Genomic DNA, 26100 nt, shown 5'->3' with positions numbered 1-26100 from the left:
TACATCCGTTTCAAAATATCCAAGGAGGGCACAATTGAACAAGCTATCAGCCTTATTTCCTGAACACAAAATACAGAGCATCTACTCTGCAGCAAGTTCATCCGTCTGGCATTCACATGCCATAGCGCACAGTGAAACCAACGGTAAACCTCGAGAAGAGGATTTCGTTTGTTCACTGGTAACCGATGGTATAAATAAATTGGCCGATTCATGGGCCGAAATTTTAGACCAACATGGAATATCGATTCGTATTTCTGGCGTGTTTGTTCATGGGCATCCACAAGTAACCTGGACTGGAATACCAAATAAGTCAAAGGTAGAGCTGGCAGACCTTTTGGTAATTCATCAACATGTAGGAAAGAAGAAAGCTTTTTCAAGAGCTATTCTTGTTCAGGCAAAGATGTCTGCTGATATAACACTTAAATTGAAACCTACTGATTCTCAGCTCGAACTGTTCTCACTGTGGCCAAGGTTCAAATTTGAAACAGGAGGTCTAGATAAACGCTGGAGGGATTTTGGTGATAACAGAAAAGGTTCTAGATATTCATTAATATCTCCTTGCTTTCAGTACCCAGAGGATATTCGTTGGCCTGATCAATGCCCTTGGGCTGCAAGCCTTCCTAAGGTAGAGCTTACTTGTGACTCTTCTTTTTCGAAGCTGTTAGGGGATATTCTTCTAGGGAAAGATGGTCGCCCATTTTCACTTCTTAATCCTAGAAATGATTGGTCCAAAACAATTGTTGAACTGCTTAAGATTACAGCTAACAAGACCTATAAAAGAACAAAAATGGGCAGAATTGACATACCTCGGGGGAACATCGCGCCTGACGCTTTGGCTGGGTGCTTATTCTATGCAAATCCTACTAATGATTTCCAATTAAAAAACAATAATCAAAAGTTTGACCAGTTCTTCGATCATTGTATCGAGATTGAAATGCCACCTAATGAGCCTTCTTTTGAAAATCAAGATGATGACTTTGGAGGTCTCTCTACATTAATAATCGAGACCTCTGACACTGAAGCAGGCTCTAAAGGAGACTGATTCCCTGTGGGTGAACTTCAATTGATTTTAAGATTCACCCATCATCATCTCGTAATGACCAGAGTTTCCCGTATGCTCGAAAATTTTCTTAAATACAGCTTGGTACTGTTCAGCCGAATCATCGGGTGCCTGAACAAACAAATCATCTGGGATGGTATGAGATCCATCATTGATCCAACAAAGTAGGGATCTGCATACCTGTTTCTCTTCAAAAGTTGTAAATTTTTCTATCAAATCATCATCACCCAACTTCCCCAAAATCTTGAAGTAATTTTCAATTATTCTTCGCATTGTATTTTGAAGGGTTATCCCTGAATTTCTCTCCCAGTCTTTGATTTCTCTCCATAGCAATTCATAAGATGATTCTATTGGGTTTTTCTGGCCGTAGGGATGAACAGAGGAAATATCAGCGCTTTTTCTTAAAATCCAGAAATGAGTATCAGCATCGCCATTTGACCGCCCATTTTGAAATGATGCTTCTTTATGGAAATAAACGTTATGGGTGAGGATAAACAGTTGGCGGCAGTTTCCAGTATCTTCTTTGGTCTCTCTAACCATATCCTTGATGATAGAACTAACAATAAATAAAACATTACTATCCAGACTCGAGATAGGATCATCTATCACTAAAACTCTATCTTCTGTAACACCTTCTTGATCAAGCGCTCCTTTTGCTAACTGAACGAAGTATAGGAATGTTATAAACGTGACTTCCCCTTCACTTAGAGTCTCATGGGCGAACGATCCACATTCCCTTTGAATCGCGTAATGGTTTTCTTCCTCTGGATAAGGCGATATCTTAAAACTCGTGAACCCATAAGCTCTTAGCAATCTATTAATCTCATCAACAGCAGGCTGAACACTAGTAACGTTCCTATTAAGTAGAATCAGTTCTTGTTCTAGGTCTGTAATATTTTGTTTGCGCTGATCAATATCTGCTTGAATCGATTGTATGCCTGTTAGGAGGCCCGATTGTTTATTAGTGCTACCTTCAATCACAGTTGAAAGCTCATCTGCTAGAAACTTCCAGATTGAGCTTTTTAAACGCTCAACTTCTTCAGCATAGTTGTCAACGAGATCATTATGGTTTTGTATTAACTCGTTAGCTTCCGTAATCAGTTTCTTAATGCTGGTTAATTCGTCGATAGAAGAATCGAGCTCTACCGCCTGGCTTGGTTTGGATATTTTCAAGTCAATCAAAGCGCAATTTTTAGCATAGATGCTTGTAATCGCCCTTAAGTGAGCCTGAAATGCTTCGATTTCAAGTTTTGTATCAGAGTTTACCGATTCACTGGAACTAATTTGTTCAAGTTTGCTAATTATCAATGCATACTCATCTTTATACTTTTGTAAGCTTTCAGATAAGTTTGTTTTTTCAGTTTCGAATGAATCATCGAAATATTCTTCAAGCTGTGCTCTGAAATCGTGATCAATCGTTTCATGCTGACAAAAGGGGCATGTATGGCTTTCATCTACTAGATAGTCTCGGCCTTGACTAACCCAATCACTGTGGCCAATCTTGCTGATTAGATCAGCTATCATCACATCAGATTTACCTACAATTACTTTTTGCCACAGTTCATTCTGTTCGAGTGGTTCTATTGCTTCGAATGAAATTTGCGATAAAAGTGATAGTCTACTTGGCCTTTCCGCAAGCAATGAATTCGATCTGTCTCTAAGGGATGTAATATCTTCAACGTCAGAGGTGTTTGTTTGTGATTCGTCAAAGAGCTTCTGTTTAAATGAGACCTTAGAACTGATCGACCCTCTAAGAGCTTCTTTAAAATCCTTCTCATACTTCTTGTACAACGCCCAACAACTATCAGTGACTTGGTTTTGTTCAGCCTCAAGCTTTTCTTCTTGCTTGCTTAACGTTGTGAATTTTTGAATGTTCTGCTCTTTAAGCTCTTTAAGGGCTGCTTTTTTTTGAGCTATTAAATCCAACTCTTCTTGAGTTGCTTGACCTAGTGTGAAAACACCCGCTATTTTCCCTGATCCGAAGTTTTTCTCTCTAAATTCTTTGTTATATGACAAGACCGAATAAGGCGTATTTGCTGTCCATTGGGTATGGCATGTAGAAAAATCACTATGGGATTGATCATATAAATATCTGGAAATGGTTGTTTTGCCACAACCATTGGCTCCATATATAAAATTGATTTTCTTGAGATCATCCAGAGTAACACCAGCTGCATCATAACTGGCAACATTTGAGATACTTATACTTTCAATCATATGAGATCCGTCTCTAAGTAGGTATAGAGTCAAGAATGCACAATAAATCTAACCATCTCAATATCCCGACGAGTATTTGATATATCTGAGAAATGAATCCCCATCTACAGATTCCATTGATCCTGAACACCTAGCCCAGTAAAAGGCACCTTCGGAAACCAGTACATGTAGTCTTTGATCACTACAGCCGATAACGGCTTTTGCTTTGTATGCAGGAACAGGTTCTTGGCAGGCCGTGTTCAATTCCTTCGTAAGCCAGTTAGATAAATCAGCAGGCGAAATGCGAATTTCGGCAAAGCTGTAACCTTCAAAGAAAGCCCCATCAATTTTATTTTTGATTACGTCAGCCAGTAATCGCCCATAGCTCGTAAGGTGCTTTGTAAGCGCTTTTGAGTCTGGGCTGACACTCACGTGGTCAGAAATGTTTAATGGACCAGTTCTGAGCCGTAGGAGAGCTCTCAGATCGAATAACTGGTCACGAAGCACATTTGTGCTGTTTACAGGCTTTATCACTTTACCGTCTATCAGGTGCTGTATCTCAGCAGAAGGGATTCCCATTACTGATGCCAAGTCTGATGCACGAACCTGATATCGTATATCCTCATCTGATTTGATAACCGTATTATTCCTTCGGGACGGTTTAACGAAGAGTGTGTATTCAGGCATTGGGGCATAAGTTGAAGCGTGAGAGTCGTTCCGTGCAATACGACTCAATCCATCAACAGGCAGTCTCACAGCTTTGTTGCCAAGGTCGCTTAAACCATCACGGACCATTTCTACTGAACCGATCCATTCTTCCTGCATGCCTGTATTTTCTAACATCAAATATGAACGGTGTACGAGTTCACTGTATCCATGTTCCTGAGAAACTGCATTGCAGGATTGATGAAATGAATCATAGGGCCTGGAAAGCTTTACTATCATTTCGCAAATAGAGTCTAACTCGTCAGTAGGTAAGTCAGATTGCCATGCCTTCTGTTCTAGCTCTGACACTTCAGTATGGTTTTCAGGTTTGCTCGTCTGATGCTTGTAACCACAAGAACAACCTGTGATAAGCTCTCTTTTCCAATCTAAGGGTTTTTCACAGCCTGGGCATGACTCGACAAGCTGGCAATAATGATGAGGGCAGTGGCTCATGTGAGCCATTCCCCAACGCCAATCAAACGAACGGCCTTCTGCAATGCATTCAGGGCAAATGCGTGGGTGATTCAACCTCAGGTCCTGAATGATACGTTTCTCTCGATAAACCCAAGGCATAGAAAAATACTTCGCAAACCCCGAGAACAAAGTCTCAGGGCTGCGATTCATGTAGGGAGATAACTTGGTAAAGCAGTCGAATAGCTGATCAGAAGACCATCTTCCAACACTCTTAACCATCGTAGGTTTTACACCGATAGTGCCGAAGAAATCTTTAAGCCCCTCAAACCCATTGAGCTTGGCAAGCCTCAGCAGATAGCCAGCGTAAGATTCGTTTTCTTCAGGGTAGGGGCGCACCCCAATCTTCCTTACTTGTACCATCCCGCTTTCTCCTGAAGTTTTGCTTTATCGTTAACAGAAAACGGATTGAACGTGTCCCCCAACTTGGGATTCATCTTGTTCCTCTGATAAATCCGTTCAAAATCGGAAATATTCACCGTCTTTGTAAGGTCTGTTTTTTCAAGAACTTTAGCGATGAGGCGTTCAATTAAGCGGATTCTGCCATTTGAGGCCAACCAAACCCTCTGCAGCATAGTTTTATTCGTAAGGCTGATAATCTTAACGCCAGCATCCGCAAGAATGAGTTCAATGGTATGCATAAACTCCACAAACTCGCTGCAGGAAGCTTTCAGCCTTAGGTTATATGGCTTAATTTCTGCCTGTTCGAAGGTCATCCTCTGAAAAAGCTCATCATAGGCTTCAATGGCTTTTCGACCTTCAGGAATCCCAGCCATAACAACAGCCACTTTCGTATCGTCCATAAGGGTTTTAATGTAGTTCAACACGTTCCGAGTACTGGTTTGAGCTTGCTCACGTAGTAGGTGCTGAAACTCATCAAAAACTAGGAGCTCAACTCCCTGGGATCTAATGAACTCCCTTAGCCTCATATTGAGCGCAGACTGTGTGCCAGATAGGTTTGAATGACCAACGGCTTCCAGCATTTCAACAATAAGGCTGTTGATTGTTGGTTTTGAAGGGATGCTGATCTTGATGATTGGCACACGAGTTAACTCATCTGTTTCTAAATTCTCACAAGAAGCTAGATATGAGGATACGTAGGTATCTAAAATTGCTGATTTACCCACACCAGGTTCACCAGAGAGAATCATTCCAGAAGCCAGCGTGCCAGACATATCGTGTGTCGCTTCTATCGACTCAACTGCATCTTTGAACGATTGGGTCTTGATCGTTTTAGATACGAAAAACTGTGTTTCAGACTTGAGCTTGGCAAAAACAGCTTTCCACTCATCAGAAAGGGCTGCAGGCGCAGCGATTGGCTTAGACATAATCAAGTCCTTGTTTATTGTTCAGAATTTCATCATCGTCATCAGAGTGCGATTCAGTTGTAGGTTGAGCGGGCTTTTCAGTTTTCTCTGGGGGTACGTCAGGAGTAGGAGGTGTGCGAAACTCATCCATGTTTTCACGGATACCCTCAGTATTGGCAGGTGAACTTTTCTTACCCTTCAGATCGTGCTTCTTCTTATCAGCAACTTTTTGGGCATCAGCAAGAGTTTTGCTTTTACGCGAAACGCGAGCTCTGCTATAGCCTTTTTCTTTCTTCGGTGGGGGATATGCAGCTTTAAATTCTGCTAACGTCATCCCATCAACAACACGCTCGTCGTACGTTTGGATCTCAAATGACTCCTCAGTAAAAGGATCAATGACCGTGATGCTAGTGATGTCATTTGGGCTATATTCACAAGTCACATAAGGTTCTTCCTCCATGCGCTCCAATTTCATACAAATTTCTTGCAAACGCCCACTATCGTTATAGCGGATGTAATTTAGGGTAATACCCAAATGCCCATTAGTACCTGAAATTTTACAACGTCTTACATCACCTCTACGGTAACGAATTTGTTCGTAGTTAGAGGGGTATTCAGGTGGGTATTTCTTGGCATTCTCAACCCATTTTTTATGAGGAGTCATATCACCACCAAGCCCAGAGTGTGGCGCTTGATGATATTCATCGATGATCCAATGAGTTAATGCGTCGTAGAATTGGTCCAGCGTCATACAAGTCACATCCTCAATCGACACATCTAACTTCTTTTGATCTTCTTGTTTTCCCAAATACCCAGGTAAAGACTTCGCAAAAGTCCGACGCAGCGTGTTATTAAAGCTTTCAACAAACGGCTTTTTGCGACCCTGGTATGTTTGTACTATCTGACTTTGCCCTGTAGTTTCTTGGATGAAAGCCTGTGTTCTGATGCCCTTGTATGCAGGGCCACCATCTACCACTATACGAATAGGCGCACCAAACATTGGCCAGTCATTAATAGCTTCATCGGAGTATGAATCTGGATCTTTATATGAAATGGCATGCTTGATACTATCAATGGCACTGCTTTGACGCTCACCTGAACCAATCGAAACCTGAATACCTAGTACCGCACGAGAGTAGCAATCAACAACCGTGAAAAGTGTTACACGCCCAAGGAAATGACCTTCTTCATCCATTATGCCCACAGCCAGTGACACTGCATCAGCTTCAACTCGTTCAAGAATCTTCTTAGGCGCATAACGTTTAAGCGCTATTCGGGTTTCATTCGAGAAATGTCGTTTGCCAAATTGAGTTTTGAGCAAATCGAAGGGGTTTATGTATTTGCCTACCCAGTCAGAGAAGGTTTTGTAGCACGGGTAGTTTGCATCCTCACCATACTCTTCCTTTAGATCATCGACGTATTTATCAAAGACTTCTTGCAGCGTAGGCCTTTGCTCAACGAACAAATATTGTTCCATCTTCTCGATTGCGTAAGCTCTTTCATCATCAGAAAAACGGGAGGCTCGTGTTTTAGACGGTCTACGTAATGTTGAAGCTAATCCATGCGGATGGTTTTGATGTGCGTGAAGCCAGCGCGCAAGTGCTGCAGGTGATGCACCAAGCTCATCTTCTGGGTGCTGACTTCGAACGTAGCTGATGACTTCCTGTCGCAGCTTGGTACCACCAGGGCCACCTGTTTTTGAGCGGTAGAGAAGCTCATCAACATAGACCTGCTTTCTTTGTATTTCGACAACATCACTTTCAGAAAGCTCCAGCTTATAGCTGACTTCCTGTTTATGGTTTGCAGGGAAGATTGACTGGTGCAGACGACCAATCGCTTCCTGTATGGTTAAAGAAATTGGCTTAACATTTAACTTCTTCGTTGTAAAAGATACCCAATCGCCAGGTAGGCGAGTCACTGTCATAAGAACGTTTTCGTACACAACCTGTGCACCATCAACAAACACTGGATGATTCATGAGAACATCTCCAAAAAATTAAATTAGATTCTGAATCGAGGGGATTACCAGCTGAGCTGGAGAGATTCCCAAGGCTGCGTGAGATCGCAGTCCATCAACTTGTGAGCTATTGCGCGCCGACATAATCCTGGGGCGAGACCCAGTTCTCGGAGTCGATCTTGTAGCTCAAGAATGTTGGCTGTTGATACCTGTGGTAATGCCTTCCTCAGCTCATCCATCTCGGAAATAGGTGAGGGGTGGCGTAGTACAGGGTTCAGATAATTTAAATTGTGGTGACGCTCGCCAATACGGATATCTTCATCAGTTATAACGATGAAAACTTGGCCTCTCTGGCGGAAGTACTTCTTGAGAATTCTAAACTTATCAGCGAGACGTTGGTTGTTCCGAATCTCTCTGACTTCTTTGATTTCAACAATGTAGGTCACACCGTCTTTCACAACTTTGAAATCAGGGGAATAGCGGCGTTGGCCATTAGGAGTGTCATAGAAGACAGAGCCAGGCTGAGCTATAAAGGTGGATGCTGTTCTTTCGAAATTGAGCAGATTGAAGTAATCAAGTTCCAACTCACTTTCCAAAGCAGCTACCTGATCAGTGAAATCAGAGTAGACGTAGTAAGTACCACGAACAGGGGACTGTTTAGCAACACGACGTGACTTGCTCATAGTGCACCTCCCGCAACATGCAGGCAGATTGCGCACGAGATAACCATCGAGCTGAGTTCGATTGTTGAGGTCGCAGTGTTGTTTAGTCTATGAAGGAAGCCCCAAAGGGTATTCCTGAAGAAGGTAAATCTATGCTTTTCAGCTAGTGCCGCAGTAGATTTGGTTGAGGTAGAACATTCAGTTTGCTCCGTTTTGCCAGCAATGACCTGGCGAGACATTAAGGTTTTCATGAGGATGTCCTCAAGTAATAAAGGGTGTTTCTAGTGCGTTAGGCACCTCCAATGAATATTGTGAATTTATGAAAGATGGCCCCATTGTATGGATCTCTCTGTGCTCATACAAGGATTATTTAATTGATCTAACTTGATGTAATAGAAGGACTTTCTTTCAAATAAAGGGTGTGTTTTACAAAATAAGATGGGGTTGACAATTCTGGAACTTCACGCCACTTGGAGCTTTCAGAAAACACAACCCCTTATTTTATTTAAAAAGTCTAAAAGTGCTTTTTATAATCTTTAGGAATAAGCAATACTGGGATGTATGAAAAACAAATCTCAAAAACGGCTGCGTAGCGAACACTAGTCCACCATTGTTTTCACTTGATTTGATGCGTTTGTAGCTAGAAGAGGGAAATTATATAGAGAGCTTGTTTGCCAAATCTGCTTCTTTGAATCCGTTTTCGATGTTGCGGAGTATCTGAGAAAGCCTTCTGGGCAGTTCATCCCCATAGAACTCTGATGCTTTTTGTTTGATCGCATCAAGTCCAAAGTAAAAAGCGACCTGTAAAAGATCGTTAAATCGATACCGCTCTACGACCTTGAACAAAAGAATATCAGCAGACATGCTCGGATTCGCATGATCGTATGCATACTCAAGCTCTAGACGTTTAACTAAACGCTTTTCAGATGGGTGCGGTATCTCTCGTATAGGAATGACTTCTCTATGAGTTCCAGTGATGAACTTTCCCATAACCTTTCTTCAATATTTCCTTAAGTTCTCTGCAGTGGTATCGTTTAAACGTAGCATAAATTCATGGAGGAATATCAAAATGCTAACAGTAACTGTCAAGGAAGGTCAGAAGCTCTACATTGGTGACGACATCATTGTTCACCTTCACCACGATTCCATTGGTTCAAGACAAGTCAAACTCTCAGTTGATGCTCCTGAGGACGTAACAATACTTAGAGAGAAGCTTAAGGCCAGACTAGATTCTGGCAACTCAAACAACACACAGCGCAACTAAATAAGGGTCTACATTGAGACACATCGCTTCAGTCATACTCCTGTCTGTATTAAGTTCAGCCGCAGTAGCGGATGTTTTATCGGTTCATTGCCCACTTGGCTGCCCGTCAAACCCTGAGGGCAATGATTTAGTGTTTGGTCATGTTTATGCACTATCGAATAATGGAAACACTAAATTTGCAGATTGGGTGGCATATGAAGTTGATGTGTCCAATTTTGGAAATACGCCTGGTAGGAAATGGGCCGTTGAACCACTTTTAGGTGAGAATAAAACATTAGAGGCTGCAGATTATAAAAGCGCTTCTAGCTCGGTGTTAGAGGCGGATCGAGGACATCAGGCTCCTCTGGCCTCATTTGCTGGCTCCCGCTATTGGTCTGAATTGAACTACTTATCCAACATCACACCCCAGGATAAAGATTTAAATCAGGGCCCCTGGAAGAACCTAGAAGAAGCAGTCCGAGAGGCAGTGTCTTTTAGGAAGTCTCTCTTTGTTATTACTGGACCTCTCTATATCGCAGAAATGCCTTCTATGCCAAAAGCAGACGAAGAACACAAAGTGCCTAGCTCTTACTTCAAAGTTGTCTATGAACTATCTGGTAAGGCTGCTGCTTTCATTATGGATCAGAGTTCAAAGCGTAATGACAAATATTGTGAGAAGCGGGTAACTCTCCACGATCTTCAAAGCAAAATTGAATTTACATTACCAAAGCTCGAAATCAATCAGCGAATATACTCACGACTGGGTTGCTAGAACTATAAGCTGTATTTCAAAGAAGCATTACTTGTTCAAAATCAGGATAAACGAGGGAAGTATGAGTGATTGGGATTTCTTGCACGACATGCACAATGAAGGTTATAGCCCAGACCAAATAGCTGATGCAGCTGCTTGTGGATATAACCCCTATGATCCATTTAATCTGGTTGATATAGGATATGATCCTGATGAGTGGGAAGAGGTAGATCACGACCAAGATGATGAGTGTGATCCTGAGTTAGTTATGGTGTTCGAAAATCTGGTTCACAATGCGAAACAATTTCACTCAATAACTAATCGATATCTACAAATATGGGGAGAGCTAGGGGAGTTGTTTGCCGAAATCGCGTATGGGATACAACGACACAAGCCTCACACAAAAGGCTCTGATGGAAGACTCGGGAATGACTTCATTGAAATTAAGACTATCTCACCTGAGAAAAAAGCAGAAGAGGTGAGGGTAAAGCGAGGGGGTAATTTTAATAAGCTTTTAATAGTGAAAATTGACGAAAATTTCGCATTTGAAGGAAAATTTATTGCACGTAAAGACCTATCAAAAGCTGGAAGTGCTCATTTAAGAGCTTCGTGGTCAAAGAAGTAAGCCACTCAAGCTAAGGACAATCCGCTAGGCTGAAGAAGTGGGTCAAGGTAACTTCAGCCTTGAACTCATTTTAGGCTTATCACAGAGTCTACAGAAACCTTCAGTATATTTTATTCTCCGTTACCTTCTTGGCAGATTCCTTAGCCCTATACGAAAAATTCGATGGTTCTAATCTGAACAGACCATTTCCTATGTCGAGCTCAAAAAGATCGTGGCTCTTGTGTCCCAATGCGGAACGCATAACTTGAGTTAAGTTTTTAAAGGCCAGTAACTCATTTTCTCTTTCTAAAGTTGCTCCTTGTTCCCAAAAATGAAGTAAGGCTTCCACTACTTCACGGTGACCACATGTAATTATTCTGTTTTTAGCATCATTCAAAGCGACTAAATCAGCTTCTTCACTGTCAGTATTACCAAGCCTTCTTGAGACAGCCAATCTAGACGCTGCACCTATGAAATCAGAATATGATTGGATCTGAAATTTTAGAAGCTCTCCTGCCTGGTTTCTTGATGTAGCAAGATAATGGGCTATGAAGGCTGCTATTAAAGAGCTAATTAAAGATATAACGACTGTCATTGAGATTCCCTGTCATTCAATTTGGATCTATTAAAGCATTTCCAGATCTTAACTTGTACCAATAGACCATCTGACACTTAATATAAAATTATCCTTTTTTTACAATATGTTAGCGGCCGCAAACATGAAGAGAATTCTTTTTCCTACATGTCGTATTGTGCTTAACTGAAGACAGTTATTTCAGTGCAAGGGGCTAACAATGAACAGCGATTTTTACCAGGGGATCAACCAAGAAGCTTTCAAGCTCGTTATTTGTCACTGCCCACCAGCTATTAGCCCTGAATCCGAGCTTGAAATGACTAAATTAGTCGCTACAGCACTGCTTATTGGAATAGATCATGCACTACTTCAGCCTCTCCTTGAGGGTGGGGACGTTAAGAATATGCGCAAACTTGTAAACGTTCATACACACTGAGGTTCAAAATGGGATTCTGTATTGAGCTAGATGACGAAGAGACCATAGGTCGTAGTGAGGAATTTGAAGCACTGCTTATAGAACTGGGCCTATTAAGCGACTGGGAGGATTATAAAGCTAACCTTTTCAGGGGTCCTGAAAATTATGGTCCTGAATCTATGGATGCGAATGCTAGGCGTTACTGCCACCTCAGAGGTATTGCGTTACTTCTAGGCTCACAAGTTTTTATGAGTTGCGTGCCAAAACGGAGCGGTCATGTAGCACGATACTCTGTACTTGAAGCAACTTTGCTACACCTCAGGCTGAAAGAAGAGTGGGACGAATATTTCATGGGTAGCGCCTTTGTACTACTCGACAATGATGGCACACGTGAGCCTGATAATTGGGGTATCTACTGGCACGATGTAGAAAGATTCTACTTGCAACGTGGTTTAATTCTAAAACCGTTGCTTGAATCAGAATTACCCATAGATGCTCTGCTGAATGTGGTCAGAGGGAACCTGAAACTATCAAATCTGCATCTTAGCGATGAGCAAATAGATATTGCAAGACTAGCGACACACGGGCTCATTTCAAACAAAGAAGCACTAGAACGCATCAAAATTTTGAGACCAAGTTAAATAATTACTTACGTGCCTATGCAACTATGAAAACTCTTCATGGTTTGCAGAGCCACAGATTTGGGCCACTAATACTGTTTTATGTAGCTGTTATCCTAATTTATAGGAAAACTTATTAATTAATTGATTTAGTGGGCTTATATACTGAAAAATCTAGATGACTTCAGCTTAATTCATGTTAGGTTTAAGCTAATTGGATACAGCTTCTAAAGGAATAATAATTCTTAGTTTATGGACAAGCTAACAGTCAAACCAGGCTTTCTTTCCAAGCTCTTCGGTAAACAGCCCCAAGAAATTGAGATCACCGTTGATGGCATATTTCTTACCAACAGAGGTGAGCGTGAGCTCGTTACTTGGGACTTATTATCTGACGTTCCCAAATGTTCTAATGGTTGGTTTTTCAGCAGCCTCGAAGTCGGTGAAGAGACGATCCGTTTTCTACCTAAATCAGAAACAGGCAAGTTAGTTCAACAAGCATTCCAGCATTTCTATTACTTTCATTCGACGACTGCAAAGCAGGCGTTAAATAGAATTAATGAGAAGCTCAGTAAAGTTCACTATATCAGGACTAGCCATGTAGAGAAGATCAGTGCTTTTGCTTCAAGTGCACTCGGTAAAACTAAACTCCCTGACACTGACTCTTATAATGCATTGCCATCCGACCTTATTGCCCTCTACGGGACATTAAGAAATTGGTCGTCTAGAAACCCCGCATTTATCGATTCATTACGTAACAGGTATATAGAGCAACAACTGGCTGAGCATGGGACTTTATTCGATAAGATTGAATCCAATCCTCTTACCGACAAACAACGCTTAGCCTGCATCACTGACGAAGATAACAATTTGGTTCTAGCAGGTGCAGGGACAGGCAAAACTAGCACGATGATTGGCAAAACAGCTTATCTGATTGAGAGCAAGCAAGCTGTAGGTCATGAAATACTGCTATTGGCTTATGGGAATAAAGCTGCGGCGGAGATGCGAGAACGGATTCAGGAGAAGCTTGGTGTATCGAATGTAGCAGCTTATACGTTCCATGTATTAGGCCAGAAAATCATTTCAGACGTAGAAGGGGAGAAACCTTCAATCTCTCCATTAGCAACAGATGAAAAGCTGTTCACAAGCTATGTGGATCAATGGTTCTCATCACTTCTCAGTGATACCAAGTACAAAGAACTAGTCTTGCAGTACTTTGAGCAATACCTCTTTCCTGAAGCCAATCCCTTTGAATTTGAGACCCAAGGTGATTACTACGAATACATTCGAGCTAATGAGATCAGAACATTCAAAGGAGAGAACGTAAAAAGCTTTGAGGAATGCTTGATCGCTAATTGGCTGTACTCAATGGGTATCGAATACAAGTATGAAGTTGATTACCAAGAAGCCAACACAAGGACGCCTGACTTCCGACAGTACAAGCCTGACTTCTATCTACCCCAATATCAGATATACCTCGAACACTTTGGTATAGATAAACAAGGGAGCACTGCACCATATGTAGATAAAGATAAGTACTGGGAAGGCATTAACTGGAAAAGAGCTCTGCATGAAGAGCATGAAACAGTACTTATTGAAACCTATCACCATGAACAGGTAGAAGGAGAACTCCTCGCAAACCTTGAAACCAAGCTTGCTTTGCAAGGTGTTAAATTTAATCCGCTTCCTGCTGACTCAATGCTGAACACATTACGTGAGTTCGGTGCAGTTACAAACTTCTCTTCCCTGTTATCAGCTCTCTTAAAGCAATTTAAATCAGCAGGTTCTTGCCTAGAGGCTCTCAAGAACAAGAAAGAAAGCCCTCAGCTTGTAGCTGCTGCGGAACTACTTGAGCCTATTATCAGGCGCTATGAGGACCACTTGGCAGGGAATAGGGAAATAGACTTTGAAGATATGATCCATAAAGCTATCTCCTATGTTGAAGATGGCAGATTCAAATCTCATTGGAAATTTATTCTGGTTGATGAATTTCAGGATATTTCATTCCCAAGGGCTGAACTGGTAAAGAAGTTACGGGATTCCAGAAAGAACACTTCTATATTCTGTGTTGGGGATGACTGGCAAGCAATATACAGGTTCACAGGTAGCGATGTTGGTCTAACAACTGGTTTCGATCAGATGTTTGGGGCTACAAAGACAATTTCTTTAGATAAAACCTTCAGGTTCAATAACAAGATTGGAGATGTTGCGTCTCGGTTTGTGATGAAGAATCCATCGCAAGTAAAAAAAGAGATGCATTCACATTTACATGTAGATCAACCCTCAGTTTCCCTCATCAGAAAGAACATCATTAGCGATGATTATTATGGGCATGTAGTTTCAGTTCTTACGAGGATTTCAGAAACAGCCAAACCAGGGGCAACGGTATACGTTCTGGCCAGGTATCATTTCAAGCTCTTTGAGAGTTCCCAGCTCAGACACATTAGATCAATGTTTCCTAACTTGGAAATATCACAGCTTTCATTTCATGCCTCTAAGGGCAAGGAGGCTGATTTTGTGATTATTGTAGGCTTGGATAATGGTAAGCACGGATTCCCGTCTAAGAAGCTCACACACCCTCTGATCGAAGAACTTCTACCTAAAGCGGAAGAGTATCCTGAAGCAGAAGAACGCAGACTTTTTTACGTAGCAATAACTCGAGCTAAGCATCGTTGCTACCTAATAGCAGATATGACCAAAGCCTCTTCTTTTGTGAAAGAACTAGTCAAAGATAAATATGAACTAACTCTGGATGAGTTTGGAATTGATAAAGAGCAGTCAGAAGCTAAAGAACGCCGCTGTAGATCATGTGAATCTGGGACACTTATAAAGCGAGAGGGGCCTCATGGCACGTTTATGGGATGTAGTAATTATCCTCTATGTAATTATAAAGAGAGTACATGCCCAAGATGCAACAGCACTATGAACAACAGCAATGAATACAGAATTTGCTCCAATTCAAGCTGCAGTTGGTGGATTCCTATTTGTCCTGAATGTGGTGGAAATTTGATGATGAGAGAAAGCCACTATGGAAAGTTTTGGGGCTGTGAGAACTATCGTTCAGTTGGAAGTAGTTGCTGCCATAGGCAAAAATTCATTGAGCCTCCAGAATGATAATATTTTTAAGGATTTTATTTACTCATATTGATACAGCTATAGAACGCCAATGCTCATCATTTCAGCTCATAAATTATAGGTTCAAGGATGAAAGTTTCGAAAAAAACGCAAAAGAAAAAGGCTGTTACTAAGAGAAAAATCAAAAAAAATGAGACTGAAGGCAAAGAAAAAAGTTAATGAAAACTCCTGAAGCACAACAAATCCAAAACACTTTCAGAGCAAAGTCCACTTATGCCTTTCTCGAACGGCTATGAGGGAAACTTGCGAATTGAGAAAATTTTCAAGCCTATATTGAAAAATTATGACCCAATTGAAACTGCAGCAGTTTTTTCTAGCCTGACATTAATACCTCAATATCAAACAAAGCAATTTAGCTTAGAAAAACTCATTGGCCTATGTATATCACTATGCAGTGGCTCTAAACCGCCAACGGTTGATTTAGTTACCAGGTTACTAGAAAAGGCTAGTAAAGCTGGCTTCCAAATTATGGAAGATCCTGCAGAAGATGTTTTCATTGATTCTCTGTGGTTTGACGGAAAAAAATACAAGGTTGCAACTGGCTTATGGGAAGGAGGGATTTACCAAACACAAACCTACTTGCAGTTGGTTGAGGAAAGAGTAAAAGCTGATAAACGCTTTACCGAAAAAATCAAAACCATTTTAGAAATATCCGATGAACTAATCTCCAGAGGCAGCTTAGAAGTTGGTGAGCTGGGGTATCCGTCAAAGCTAAAAACAATACAAAAGAAAGATTACTTAAATATAAGGGAATGTATAAACCGCGTAACAATACCTCAAAAGCCAACAGCAATACCAAGTCTTCAGGAAGACAAGTTTCAAAATATTTATAAGCAAGAACTCGGAAACAGTGACTTAGAAGAAGCACCATTCATAAGGAGGCAAGATAGAACTATTTGCCTTCTTCCATCTTCAGTTATAACTTGCCTCAAAAGACTCATCCTTTCGTATTTGCAGTCAGAATACCCTGTAACTACGTGCGATGACCTAATTTCCTATCAGCTTTTACAGAGGATTAATGCTCTAAAAATTTACGGAAAATTCGAAGGTCTACCAGTAGTATTCAGAACTCTACCAGTCAGTGCTAAGTACCGCATCGCTGAATCTATTATTGAGTTCGATAGGAACTACTTTTTTCATTTCATCTTTATTTATCAAAGCTGTGGCAAGTTACACAATGATTGGTTCGCAGGCATTGATAAGCCTAGTGACTCCGTTTCTTCATATCTTGATGATCGTATTAACCACGCCAGAAGAGGTATGCTTTCTCATAAAGAAAGAGGACAAGGCTGCTCAATAATCGTTCTATGTGGGCACGGTCAGGGGATTGGTCTCAACTTTAGATTTTCTGACAAAGATAACTGGAGGATACTAGCAACAAACATCCATGACCTTGATACGATCAGCAAGGATAAGGACTGTACACCGCACAAAATTTGGAGATTAACTGAATCAGAAAGTAAGCTCAGAAAGCTTGGGTTAACACTAATAAACTACAACGGATTTCTTAATCTCTATGGCTTCTCAAAGCAAAATGACTACGGAATTATACAGCACAAAGATTTTGTAGATGCGCAGCACGAAAACAGCTCAATTGTATTAGCAATCCCAAATAATTGTCAGCTTGATATCCGCCAAAAAGCAATAACCGACAATGAAGTTTTTATATTGCACCACCCTGAAGTCGGAGATATCGGTGTGTCTAAAGGATACCCTGAATCTATATTTTCAGTTAATGAAAGAGAGTCTATTTACGTACCAAGCAATTTTGATCCTGAGTGCTTTAGAGCAGTATTTTTTGATAAAACGTTAAGTCTATGGATTGAAAGCACTGTATCCCCAAGTATGGATATCGACTTACAGTGCAGATTGTTCGAGGCACTATTAGCGTGGGTCAATAAGTTCTTTATCAAGATTGGGCCAGTCAACGCAGAAAAACTTCATAAGCACATTAAATTGTGGAGGCTCTCGCTCAACATTAGAGATGATTGGCAAAAAATTAGACCTACACCTAGCTATCAAGCTTTATCAAAATGCTATCAAAATCGTTACAAGGGAGAAGTGCTAGAGACTAGCTTCCCAAGCATATTAATAGACGGTTTGAGATCAGAATATAACTATACCGAGCGTGCAATGCTCCGCGCACTTGCAGAGTATTCTTCCAAGTACATTGATGTAAATACTGACCAGATTATTGACCAAGTGTTCTGTAATTATGACGCTCGTTATGTACATGCCTTTGTAGCAAAAGAATACAGTGAATATTTCCTTACAGAAAAGCAGGAACCAATTTCCGTAGAAAGAATTGATGAACAAAACATCAAAATTGATATGGGATGGCAAGTAAGGAATAGGGCAGAGGGGAATACTCTCAAGGGGAAAGCTCAGTGTGGGAAATATTTAGATGAATTAATCAATTATTTGGTCGCCAAAATTAACAGCCTATTGCTCATTTACAATAGGGATCAGTTGCTGACATTGCTTTTAGAAAATATCGAAATTGCGGATACGCAAAAAAAACGATGGAAAAGAACGATAAAAGCCAACAAGGCATTACAGAAGGATTACGAAGAATTATTAGATGTAGTCAACCAACACCTTGGTGAGCTAAACGCAGCTTCACTTACTTCAAGATTAGTAGTAGAGATGGCTCTGTGTGAATGCCCTGAAGAACATGGGGAGCGACCAGGCATAATTGAAGTACAAGAATTACTTTGTTTAGCGTCCATGATTCACCATCTAGGAGGATTGAGAGAGGCTATATATTATGATGCGGTAGAGCCAACAATCATCATTTCAAACTTTGGTGATGTAATGTTTGATCAATCATTTATGGAAGAGGTTGTTCAAAATTATGCTCGTCAGTTAAATGAAGACATATTGAAAGAAAATGAAATCAACTATAAAGAAAACTTGACTGAAGCTGTTGTTACTAACGAAAAGTTTAGATTAGATGAAACATTTGAATTCGCATGGGAACAAGAATTTGGCTTTTCAATTGAGGCCCCTATAGAGCTTCTAAATGGACTGCGGGATCTAGGTATTCATAAGGAGCAGCTCGTATATAAAGCGGATTTAGAAGAGATCTGCGAAGCTTGTCAGACATTAACGTCAGATCAAGTTAACAAAATGCTAATTGCTCTGTCAGTACATCCAAGAAGTAGCTGGGAAGAAATTCCAGAACCATACAAACCAAGTGACGCTTACCCTTGGAAATTCAGAAGAAGATTCTCATTGTCATGCAAACCCATCATTAAGCTTACGAATAACAGCTACTTAGTATCACCAAAGCTAATTACTAAATGTTTCTTCTATTTTCTGAGAATTTGCTTTCGCGCAGAACTTGACGATCAGCACTTCAGAACAAAGCCGATGAGGAAGTGGATAGGAGCGAAAAGAAAGCAAGCAGGACTAACATTTAACTCCGAAGTGAATATAAAACTACAAGAACTAGGGTGGTCAACTCTGGAAGAGAAAGGGTTACCAGAGCTTCTGCAGTTAAAAATAGAGCAGGATTTAGGTGATGTTGATGTTTTAGCGTGGTCAACCAGGCTAAGGAAAGTGTTAGCAATAGAGTGTAAAGATTTGCAACTTGCCAAGACTCAGGGTGAGATTGCAGGACAAATCCAAGATTTTCGCGGTGTATCAACTAACAAGAACGGTAAGCAAAAGAATGATCGATTGCTTAAGCATGTGTTAAGAGTTCAAAAGTTGAACGAACATAAGGATCGACTGGGTAAGAAGCTGGGAATGAATGAGACATATTCGCTAGAGGCCTATGTAGTGTTTTCAAATACCGTTCCTATGACTTTTAGCTCCAGCAGGAAATTTATAGAAGAGGTCGACTTCATTTCATATGAAGAACTCTACAAACTCGATACAAAAACTAAAGAGCCTGACTTAACAGAATAATGTGCTGTTGTCAGAACAAGTCAAAAGAGCTACGTGCGCTACGTTGCTCTTTTCGACACTTCACCCACAAAAAAACATTCTTCGAAGCTCTCCGCACGATAGAGGCATATACGCAAACAAGATCTACATAGCGCACAAATTAGATAGATCTCACTCTTAACTTCCAACACCTCATATCATGAAAGTAATAACTAACAGGCTAGAGCAGGCCAGAACTAGTCTTGAGTTTTTACTTTACTGTGAGATCAATCTCACGCTTAAGTTCCATTAACACATTCTAGGGGAATACCTATACATTCATAATTACTCTATTTAACATAATATATATTATACGCATATACATATCCTGCAACTTCCGGGCTAACAAATTAGCTAAGACTTACTATCAAGTTATAATTACCCGCACAGAACGCGCAAAAAACCATGTCGACTGACACCCATTATGCTCAGCAATCCCGCCTAAATTACCAAACCAACCAAGATGAATAATTCGAATTAACCTGCGACCCAGACAGCCCAATTCGCAACCACTCAACCAGACGCACACAAACCCAAAACACACGCGCAGCAAACAAAGATCTGCAACCAGACAGCCATCGCACCAATAACTACAAAGGAAATAAACAATCTGCACTTGCACAAAAAAAAAGCCCGCTAGCACAGCCGACAACCCAGATAAGAAACAAATACCCTGAACACACAGGCAATTAATCATTAACCTAAGCGCCAAACACCTAGCTGGATGCAAATCCACACCACCAAACACAGAATAATTACTATCTGCCTTATAAAGCTGAAACCTATCGACCCCAACAAGCCAGGCGCTTAAATTTCATACAAACACGTCCATCCGAACTAGAGAACAAAAAAACATACAATCAATAAACTGAAATGCCTGCTAGAAACCACTTTAAAAAGAGACAATTAATCTTTTAATATCAATAGCTAAGTAAGCGTTTTGAAGAATTGGTATCAGAAAAAAGCAGCATATAACTTTCAACAGATCGCACTTAGATTTGGCGCCCTGGACAGATCAACACCCTGCCCGACCAAAACCAGCAAGGAATTAAAGAGAAGCTAAGCCCTGGATACAGGCTGCTGAGCCGACTGGTAGCTGCACAATAAGGCAGGATGAAGATTTATCAATTCGCCTGTCACATCTGATTTCACAACCAGCATGGAAGGCTCAGGAGCAATTGAGTGCAACTTTGCGAGAACCTCATAAGGCTGATACTTATGAAGCTGAAAGGAGTTAGATTCGTACAGATCAGCATCCAGCATAACACTGTCGCCAACTGAAATTTCATTCCAAAGCAATTCGGTTTCGAGATGCAATTCGGTAAAGTCCAACACACTCATAACAACACCCTCTGCTTGAAGATAATTTAAGCTTGGACGATATTATGACGAATTGCTAGATGAACCAGCTCTGAATTGTTAGAAATTTTTAGTTTTCGGAAAATATTTGTGCGGTGGGCATGAACAGTTTTTGGGCTTAGAAACATCTCCTCAGCAACAATAGAGACCGTTCGCCCCTCCGCCAGAAGTGAGAAAATCTGCAACTCGCGCTTAGTCAGACTCGCCAGAGAGGCGCCATCAGCAGAACCGCCCTCAGTAATTCTCAAGCGAATTTCTTCGGTTATATATTCCTCACCTGCATGAATAGCCTTAACAGCCTCCAGAAGCTCATCAGGCGCGCAGCGCTTAGTGAGAAACCCCTTAGCACCAGCATTAACCACATGCGCAGGAAATGGATCTATCTCCATTGCAGTAAGAACAAGCACTTTTGCTTTAGGGTCATGCGAAATGATACGCCTGATCGCCTCAAGCCCACCATTAAGGTTATTGCTCATCTCTTCGGTATTGGCATCTGAAGGCATATTCAGATCCATTATCACCACATCAGGCATATGGCTTGCGTACATTTCGCAGGCAGACTGGCCATTATCAGCCTCGCCAACGATCTCAATGCTCTCATCAGAAATCAGCAGACGCTGAAAGCCCGCTCTAACCAGAGGATGGTCATCTACCAGCAGTATCTTAATAGGGCTAGACATGCACGGTTCCTTTTGCAGACCCAATTCAAATGAAAGCTAAATCTTTATAAAACAGCTAGTTATTAGCCTTTAAAGCAATCAGCATTATTAATTAAAGCGCCGTCTCAGGCAAGACACTATCCGCACCTTTATATGCATCATAGCAATTAATATCGACCGCAGAGGCACTAGCCACATCTTCAGGAGCGATATGCGCAGGCAGAGCTACCAGCTCATCACTGTAACCTACTAGCTGAATACCCTCTTTTTTACAGTGCATTAGCACCTTTTCCAGCGCCTTAACAACCGCTATCTGCCTTCCAGTTAGCTGATCCTTGTTAACCGCTTTAGGCTTGCTTGTTACCTGGCGAACGGCATAACCATCAGAATCAAGCAGCTGTATTGTTACATCCTTCAGCTTTTCTTGAATAAGGAGCTTTTTGGCCTTTTTAAAAAGCGACTCCGTTTCGCAACATACGGCATCTTCAGGACCACACTGATGAAGAGCATTAACAATCTCCTCATACTCAGCCTCTGGACTTAAATTAATATCCATTTCAAACAGTTACCTTTGCCACCTGAATAATCACCTGAAGGCCTCGCTTGCCGCATTAAGCACCGAAAAGCCAGCAACTAGATTATCATTAACCACCAACAAGTGCATTAACTACCCCTGGCTTCCAGCACCGCAATTTTCTGCATAGCACCAGAGAGCTCCCGCTGAAGCTCTGCCTTTGAGGACACCTCAAATTCCAGCTGACTCTTAAGCCGCGCACACTCATCAGCCAGAGAGCGATTCTCAACCCTTAGCTCAATATAATCATCAATACCTTTACCACCAGAACCTGCAAGCAGATCCGCTTGCTTCACCTGTCGCTCAAGCCTTTCATTTTCAAGTGTCACAACTATCAGCTTATTCTCTGCGGCAGAGAGCTCCAATGAAATATCTCTCTTCTCACCTGAAAGCCTCTCCACGTCCTGCAGTAGACGCAAACACTGTTCGCGAAGCTGCTTTAGCTCACCCTGATCCTCAGCACCATCCTGCTTAAGCTCTTTAAGCTTAGCCTGATATTTGCGCTCAAGACCAGAAGCCGCATCTGAAAACTCGCTCTTGGCATGCTCAAGCGCCTGCCGCCAAAGCTTATCCATACTTTCTGCCAGCGGATCCGGAATCGACGGATGAGAAGACTGAGCCTTAAGCCTCTGCCCAAGCTCCACCCACCAGCTATTTAAAGCCTTGTTGATCGTTGTAATGGAGCCGGTGCCGATACGCTCACGCACATTTTGCTGAGTAGGCCGCACCCCTAGCTCAAGAAGCTCATCAGCCGCATCCTTAGCAAGCTGCTGCGTGCTTTTAATGTGTTTCATACGATATCCAATATGTATCACTTGATACATATTCTAATCAATATTGTTTGTTTATCAAGCGGAGTCTATTTGCAATAACTCCATTCAAAACACTAAGTTATCGTCTATGCTGATATTGAGACACGCTGGATAGGAGCAATATTATGGCGTTACGTATCGCAATAAATGGCTACGGAAGAATTGGTAGAAACATACTCCGCGCGTTATACGAATCTAAACACCGCAATAATCTTCAGATTATTGCCATCAATGACCTTTGCGATCCTGAAGTGAATGCCCATCTTACTGAGTACGACAGTGTTCACGGCAAATTCAAACACAAGGTAAGTTCAAGTGATAACAAACTGATAGTGGACGGCGATCAAATCACCGTTTTTCGAGAGAAAGCGCTTTCCGCCCTTCCCTGGGGTGGCTTAGACATTGATATTGTCTTTGAGTGCACAGGGCTATTCACAGATAAAACAACTGCCATGCAACATATTCACAACGGTGCAAAGCGGGTGTTAGTATCAGCTCCCGCAAAAGACGCTGACGCCACCGTGGTTTATGGTGTAAACCACACATCGATCAAAACCGAAGATATCGTTATATCCAATGCATCTTGTACAACTAACTGCCTGGCCCCTATGGCCAAAGTCATTAATGATCGATTCGGCATCACCTCAGGCACAATGACCACAATACACGCATACACAAACGATCAGCATCTTACCGATGCGTTTAGCGGCGATCTTTATCGAGCCAGGGCTGCTGCCACCTCAATGATTCCAACGAGAACCGGCGCCGCACAAGCGGTTGGCCTGGTGCTACCTGAGCTGGAAGGCAAACTATCCGGCATGGCCGTTCGCGTACCGACCAGCAATGTTTCTTTAGTAGACCTCAGTTTCATTCCAAACAAACCTTGCAGCGTAGAAGATTTAAATCAGCTATTGCTTGAGGCAGCCAGCAATCAGTTTAAAGAGATCATTGCATACAATGATAAACCACTGGTCTCAGTTGATTTTAACCATCACTCTGAATCCTGCATTTTCGATGCTACACAGACAATCAGCTGCGACAACCTGAAAAAAGTTTTTGCCTGGTACGACAATGAATGGGGCTTCTCTAACAGGATGCTAGATACAGCCTCCTACCTGGGTAGGTTTCTAAGATAAAGACTTATTTAAGGTGGCGTATGTTAGAAAGATACAGATCCTGCTGATCACATTCGGCAGGATTTTTTATTTTTCTATCCAACATGTTTTTAATCTCTGCCGGAATATCCCTAACCTCAGTTGCTGAAACTATCTGATAGTTTTCCTGAATAAGGTAAGTAGGAGAATAACGAGAGATTTGAATGTAAGTTTTGCCCTCATGAGCTATAGAGGCATAACTAATTTTTGAAAAGCGGTTTTTATCCATGTCACCTGCTATGTAGCCAGTGTCACAAATATAATTAAGAGACTTACCTGCAGCCGTAGGCTCAAGCACCTCGGTAGGGTCTTCGCCATCCATGATCGCCTGCAAATCCTTTTCAGACACATCAGCGGACCCAGCCTTAGTTACAGCGGTTGGCGACTGAGAGAGATACTCAATATCTAACATTGCAAAGCCCGCGTAGCCGATGAAACCAGCTACCAGAAGCACCATTAAACCTTTCTGTAAATCTGCCATAACCCTGCCCAACATTCTGTCTTGTAGACTACAGGACATCCCTTGACCTGTTATCTTCAGTATAGCAGTCATACTGCAACGCAATATAACCAATTAGACAAACACCTCAAAAACAGCGAAATATTGAAGAGCTATTCATCAATTTTAGAAAGTATCAGCTAAAGATTCAAACAAAGAAACTGTACCAAGGTACAGTAATAACAGTACTTTGAACGCCACAATAAAAACAAAGATCACAAACCCTTGATTTTACAGTGGTTATTTAAAACGCATGATAAACATGAAAAATTCGCATAACAAACAATTAAACATCCAGCCCGTTGAACTTATGGGTTCAAGGCACCTATAGAGCCCTGGGGGGTTGATATTCCAGAGCTCTACATCTACATACCTGCTAACCCGCTTTCAATTTCTGCTCTTTTAATGAGTCCAGCGTGAACTGCAACCCCTCCCCCAATTCAATTCTTTTAGATAGCTTTAGTTTACTATGTGCCTTCTGCGGATCTCCCAATGATATTGAAATGTCACCTGTGCGAGCATTCTGGTATTGAATATTTAATTCAACGCCAGCCACCATCGATAAAGTTTTGGCTAGCTGAGTAATCGAAGTAGACTGCCCTGTACAGACATTTAAAATTGATGCTTCGCCTTTGTTGACTGTCATTGCTTTAATCAGGTGACTAACAACATCAGCTACGTATATAAAATCCCGTGTTTGCGAGCCGTCCCCATTTATTTTTAAAGGCAATCCCTTTAGCACCCGATCAATAAATATTGAAATCACGCCTGAATAAGGTGATGCGGGATTCTGTCGGGGGCCATAAACATTAAAGAATCGTAAGCCTGTAGTAGGTACCTTATGAGTTAACCAGGCAACCCTCGCGTGTAACTCACTGCCATATTTGTCCGCACCATATGCACTAATAGGGCGTGGTGTTGACCGCTCATCAAGTGGAATAGTGGCATTGTCACCGTATACAGCTGCTGAAGATGCATATACAACAGGCACAGGGCTTTCGTTGCAGGTTCTGGCAGCATCTAAAACATTCACTGTTCCCTGCTGATTAATCCGATGAGTACCGCACCAATCACTGTTAGACCGCTCCACCGATGCCACCGCTGCCAAGTGAAAACACCCATCCATATCCTGCATAGCACCTTTGACTATTGCAGGGTCAGTTACATCACCTAACACAAGCTCTGCAGATAAAGGAAGGTAGTCCACAACCCCCGTAGAAAGATCATCAAGCACCCTCACCTTGTGACCTAAACCGATCAATGAGTCACAGAGATGAGATCCTATAAACCCGCAACCACCTGTAATTAAATAATTCATGACTCTCTCCTTATTGGTATTTACCTGTAAAGAGTGAGCGCAATTATCTTACCAACTATTTAGCGCTTATATTTCAATGAGTTACGCACACATGTGAA

The 26100-nt window shown here is 41.6% G+C and carries 23 protein-coding genes; 9 read left to right on the top strand and 14 right to left on the bottom strand.

Annotated elements, in window-relative coordinates; translation table 11 throughout:
• The first annotated feature begins 34 nt into the window (after positions 1-34).
• On the top strand, positions 35-1042 hold the full coding sequence (locus tag MED92_RS01445; RefSeq protein WP_007019684.1) for a hypothetical protein: 1008 nt from the start codon (positions 35-37) through the stop codon (positions 1040-1042).
• 27 nt (positions 1043-1069) lie between these two features.
• On the opposite strand, the gene MED92_RS01440 is transcribed toward MED92_RS01445, so the two are convergent.
• The 7 genes from MED92_RS01440 to MED92_RS01410 form a co-directional block, all read right to left on the bottom strand.
• On the bottom strand, positions 1070-3277 hold the full coding sequence (locus MED92_RS01440; protein WP_007019683.1) for an AAA family ATPase: 2208 nt from the start codon (positions 3275-3277) through the stop codon (positions 1070-1072).
• Positions 3278-3334: 57 nt separating this feature from the next.
• A complete protein-coding gene (locus MED92_RS01435) occupies positions 3335-4795 on the bottom strand; it encodes a TniQ family protein (protein ID WP_007019682.1) in 1461 nt (486 codons plus the stop codon).
• A complete protein-coding gene (locus tag MED92_RS01430) occupies positions 4783-5760 on the bottom strand; it encodes a TniB family NTP-binding protein (RefSeq protein ID WP_007019681.1) in 978 nt (325 codons plus the stop codon). Before MED92_RS01430 ends, MED92_RS01435 begins: the two co-directional genes overlap by 13 nt.
• Positions 5753-7717 carry a DDE-type integrase/transposase/recombinase gene (locus tag MED92_RS01425; RefSeq protein ID WP_007019680.1) on the bottom strand — a complete coding sequence of 655 codons (1965 nt, stop codon included), beginning with the start codon at positions 7715-7717 and terminating at the stop codon, positions 5753-5755. Before MED92_RS01425 ends, MED92_RS01430 begins: the two co-directional genes overlap by 8 nt.
• A 44-nt stretch (positions 7718-7761) precedes the next feature.
• Positions 7762-8379, bottom strand: coding sequence for a TnsA endonuclease N-terminal domain-containing protein (locus MED92_RS01420; protein ID WP_007019679.1), 618 nt, complete (start codon positions 8377-8379; stop codon positions 7762-7764).
• The gene (locus MED92_RS01415) at positions 8376-8609 is read right to left on the bottom strand and encodes a hypothetical protein (protein WP_007019678.1); all 234 of its coding nucleotides are present in this window, start codon (positions 8607-8609) and stop codon (positions 8376-8378) included. The genes MED92_RS01420 and MED92_RS01415 overlap by 4 nt, the downstream gene beginning before the upstream one ends.
• Positions 8610-9012: 403 nt before the next feature.
• Positions 9013-9348, bottom strand: coding sequence for a hypothetical protein (locus MED92_RS01410; protein ID WP_007019677.1), 336 nt, complete (start codon positions 9346-9348; stop codon positions 9013-9015).
• A 79-nt stretch (positions 9349-9427) separates the two neighbouring features.
• Between MED92_RS01410 and MED92_RS01405 the strand changes: the two genes are divergently transcribed.
• From MED92_RS01405 to MED92_RS01395, 3 genes are all read left to right on the top strand, one after another.
• Positions 9428-9622 (top strand): carbon storage regulator, encoded by a 195-nt coding sequence (locus MED92_RS01405; RefSeq protein ID WP_007019676.1) that lies wholly within the window; start codon positions 9428-9430, stop codon positions 9620-9622.
• A 13-nt stretch (positions 9623-9635) separates the two neighbouring features.
• The gene (locus MED92_RS01400; RefSeq protein ID WP_202899521.1) at positions 9636-10373 is read left to right on the top strand and encodes a DNA/RNA non-specific endonuclease; all 738 of its coding nucleotides are present in this window, start codon (positions 9636-9638) and stop codon (positions 10371-10373) included.
• A 61-nt stretch (positions 10374-10434) separates the two neighbouring features.
• Complete coding sequence (locus MED92_RS01395; RefSeq protein WP_040661416.1) at positions 10435-10977, top strand: hypothetical protein; 543 nt, start codon at positions 10435-10437, stop codon at positions 10975-10977.
• A gap of 100 nt (positions 10978-11077) precedes the next feature.
• Here MED92_RS01395 and MED92_RS18325 read toward each other — a convergent pair whose 3' ends face one another.
• The gene (locus MED92_RS18325) at positions 11078-11551 is read right to left on the bottom strand and encodes a hypothetical protein (protein ID WP_007019673.1); all 474 of its coding nucleotides are present in this window, start codon (positions 11549-11551) and stop codon (positions 11078-11080) included.
• A 199-nt stretch (positions 11552-11750) separates the two neighbouring features.
• On the opposite strand from MED92_RS18325, the gene MED92_RS01385 reads away from it, so the two are divergent.
• From MED92_RS01385 to MED92_RS01370, 4 genes are all read left to right on the top strand, one after another.
• Entirely contained in the window at positions 11751-11966 is a 216-nt protein-coding gene (locus MED92_RS01385; protein WP_007019672.1) for a hypothetical protein, read from the top strand.
• An 8-nt stretch (positions 11967-11974) separates the two neighbouring features.
• A complete protein-coding gene (locus tag MED92_RS01380; protein WP_007019671.1) occupies positions 11975-12586 on the top strand; it encodes a hypothetical protein in 612 nt (203 codons plus the stop codon).
• 231 nt (positions 12587-12817) lie between these two features.
• Positions 12818-15676: a UvrD-helicase domain-containing protein gene (locus MED92_RS01375; protein WP_007019670.1), complete on the top strand. Its 2859-nt coding sequence runs from the start codon at positions 12818-12820 to the stop codon at positions 15674-15676.
• Positions 15677-15940: 264 nt separating this feature from the next.
• Positions 15941-19609 (top strand): hypothetical protein, encoded by a 3669-nt coding sequence (locus tag MED92_RS01370; RefSeq protein WP_154715117.1) that lies wholly within the window; start codon positions 15941-15943, stop codon positions 19607-19609.
• Between the two features lie 1077 nt (positions 19610-20686).
• On the opposite strand, the gene MED92_RS01365 is transcribed toward MED92_RS01370, so the two are convergent.
• The 4 genes from MED92_RS01365 to MED92_RS01350 form a co-directional block, all read right to left on the bottom strand.
• The gene (locus tag MED92_RS01365; RefSeq protein ID WP_007019667.1) at positions 20687-20968 is read right to left on the bottom strand and encodes a hypothetical protein; all 282 of its coding nucleotides are present in this window, start codon (positions 20966-20968) and stop codon (positions 20687-20689) included.
• 26 nt (positions 20969-20994) lie between these two features.
• Positions 20995-21666, bottom strand: a complete 672-nt coding sequence (locus MED92_RS01360; protein WP_007019666.1) for a response regulator — start codon at positions 21664-21666, stop codon at positions 20995-20997.
• Positions 21667-21757: 91 nt separating this feature from the next.
• A complete protein-coding gene (locus MED92_RS01355; protein ID WP_007019665.1) occupies positions 21758-22201 on the bottom strand; it encodes a hypothetical protein in 444 nt (147 codons plus the stop codon).
• Between the two features lie 107 nt (positions 22202-22308).
• Positions 22309-23013 (bottom strand): DNA-binding protein, encoded by a 705-nt coding sequence (locus MED92_RS01350; RefSeq protein ID WP_007019664.1) that lies wholly within the window; start codon positions 23011-23013, stop codon positions 22309-22311.
• A 143-nt stretch (positions 23014-23156) separates the two neighbouring features.
• Between MED92_RS01350 and gap the strand changes: the two genes are divergently transcribed.
• Positions 23157-24167: a type I glyceraldehyde-3-phosphate dehydrogenase gene (gene gap, locus MED92_RS01345; protein ID WP_007019663.1), complete on the top strand. Its 1011-nt coding sequence runs from the start codon at positions 23157-23159 to the stop codon at positions 24165-24167.
• 4 nt (positions 24168-24171) lie between these two features.
• Here the strand turns inward: gap and MED92_RS01340 are convergent, their stop codons facing one another.
• Both MED92_RS01340 and MED92_RS01335 read right to left on the bottom strand, forming a co-directional pair.
• Positions 24172-24666, bottom strand: coding sequence for a hypothetical protein (locus tag MED92_RS01340; RefSeq protein ID WP_154715116.1), 495 nt, complete (start codon positions 24664-24666; stop codon positions 24172-24174).
• 394 nt (positions 24667-25060) lie between these two features.
• Positions 25061-26002, bottom strand: a complete 942-nt coding sequence (locus tag MED92_RS01335; RefSeq protein ID WP_007019661.1) for an NAD-dependent epimerase/dehydratase family protein — start codon at positions 26000-26002, stop codon at positions 25061-25063.
• Between the last annotated feature and the right edge of the window lie 98 nt (positions 26003-26100).

It is taken from the genome of Neptuniibacter caesariensis (assembly GCF_000153345.1).
Lineage (GTDB): Bacteria > Pseudomonadota > Gammaproteobacteria > Pseudomonadales > Balneatricaceae > Neptuniibacter > Neptuniibacter caesariensis.
This window is presented reverse-complemented; position numbering and strand designations above follow the sequence as displayed.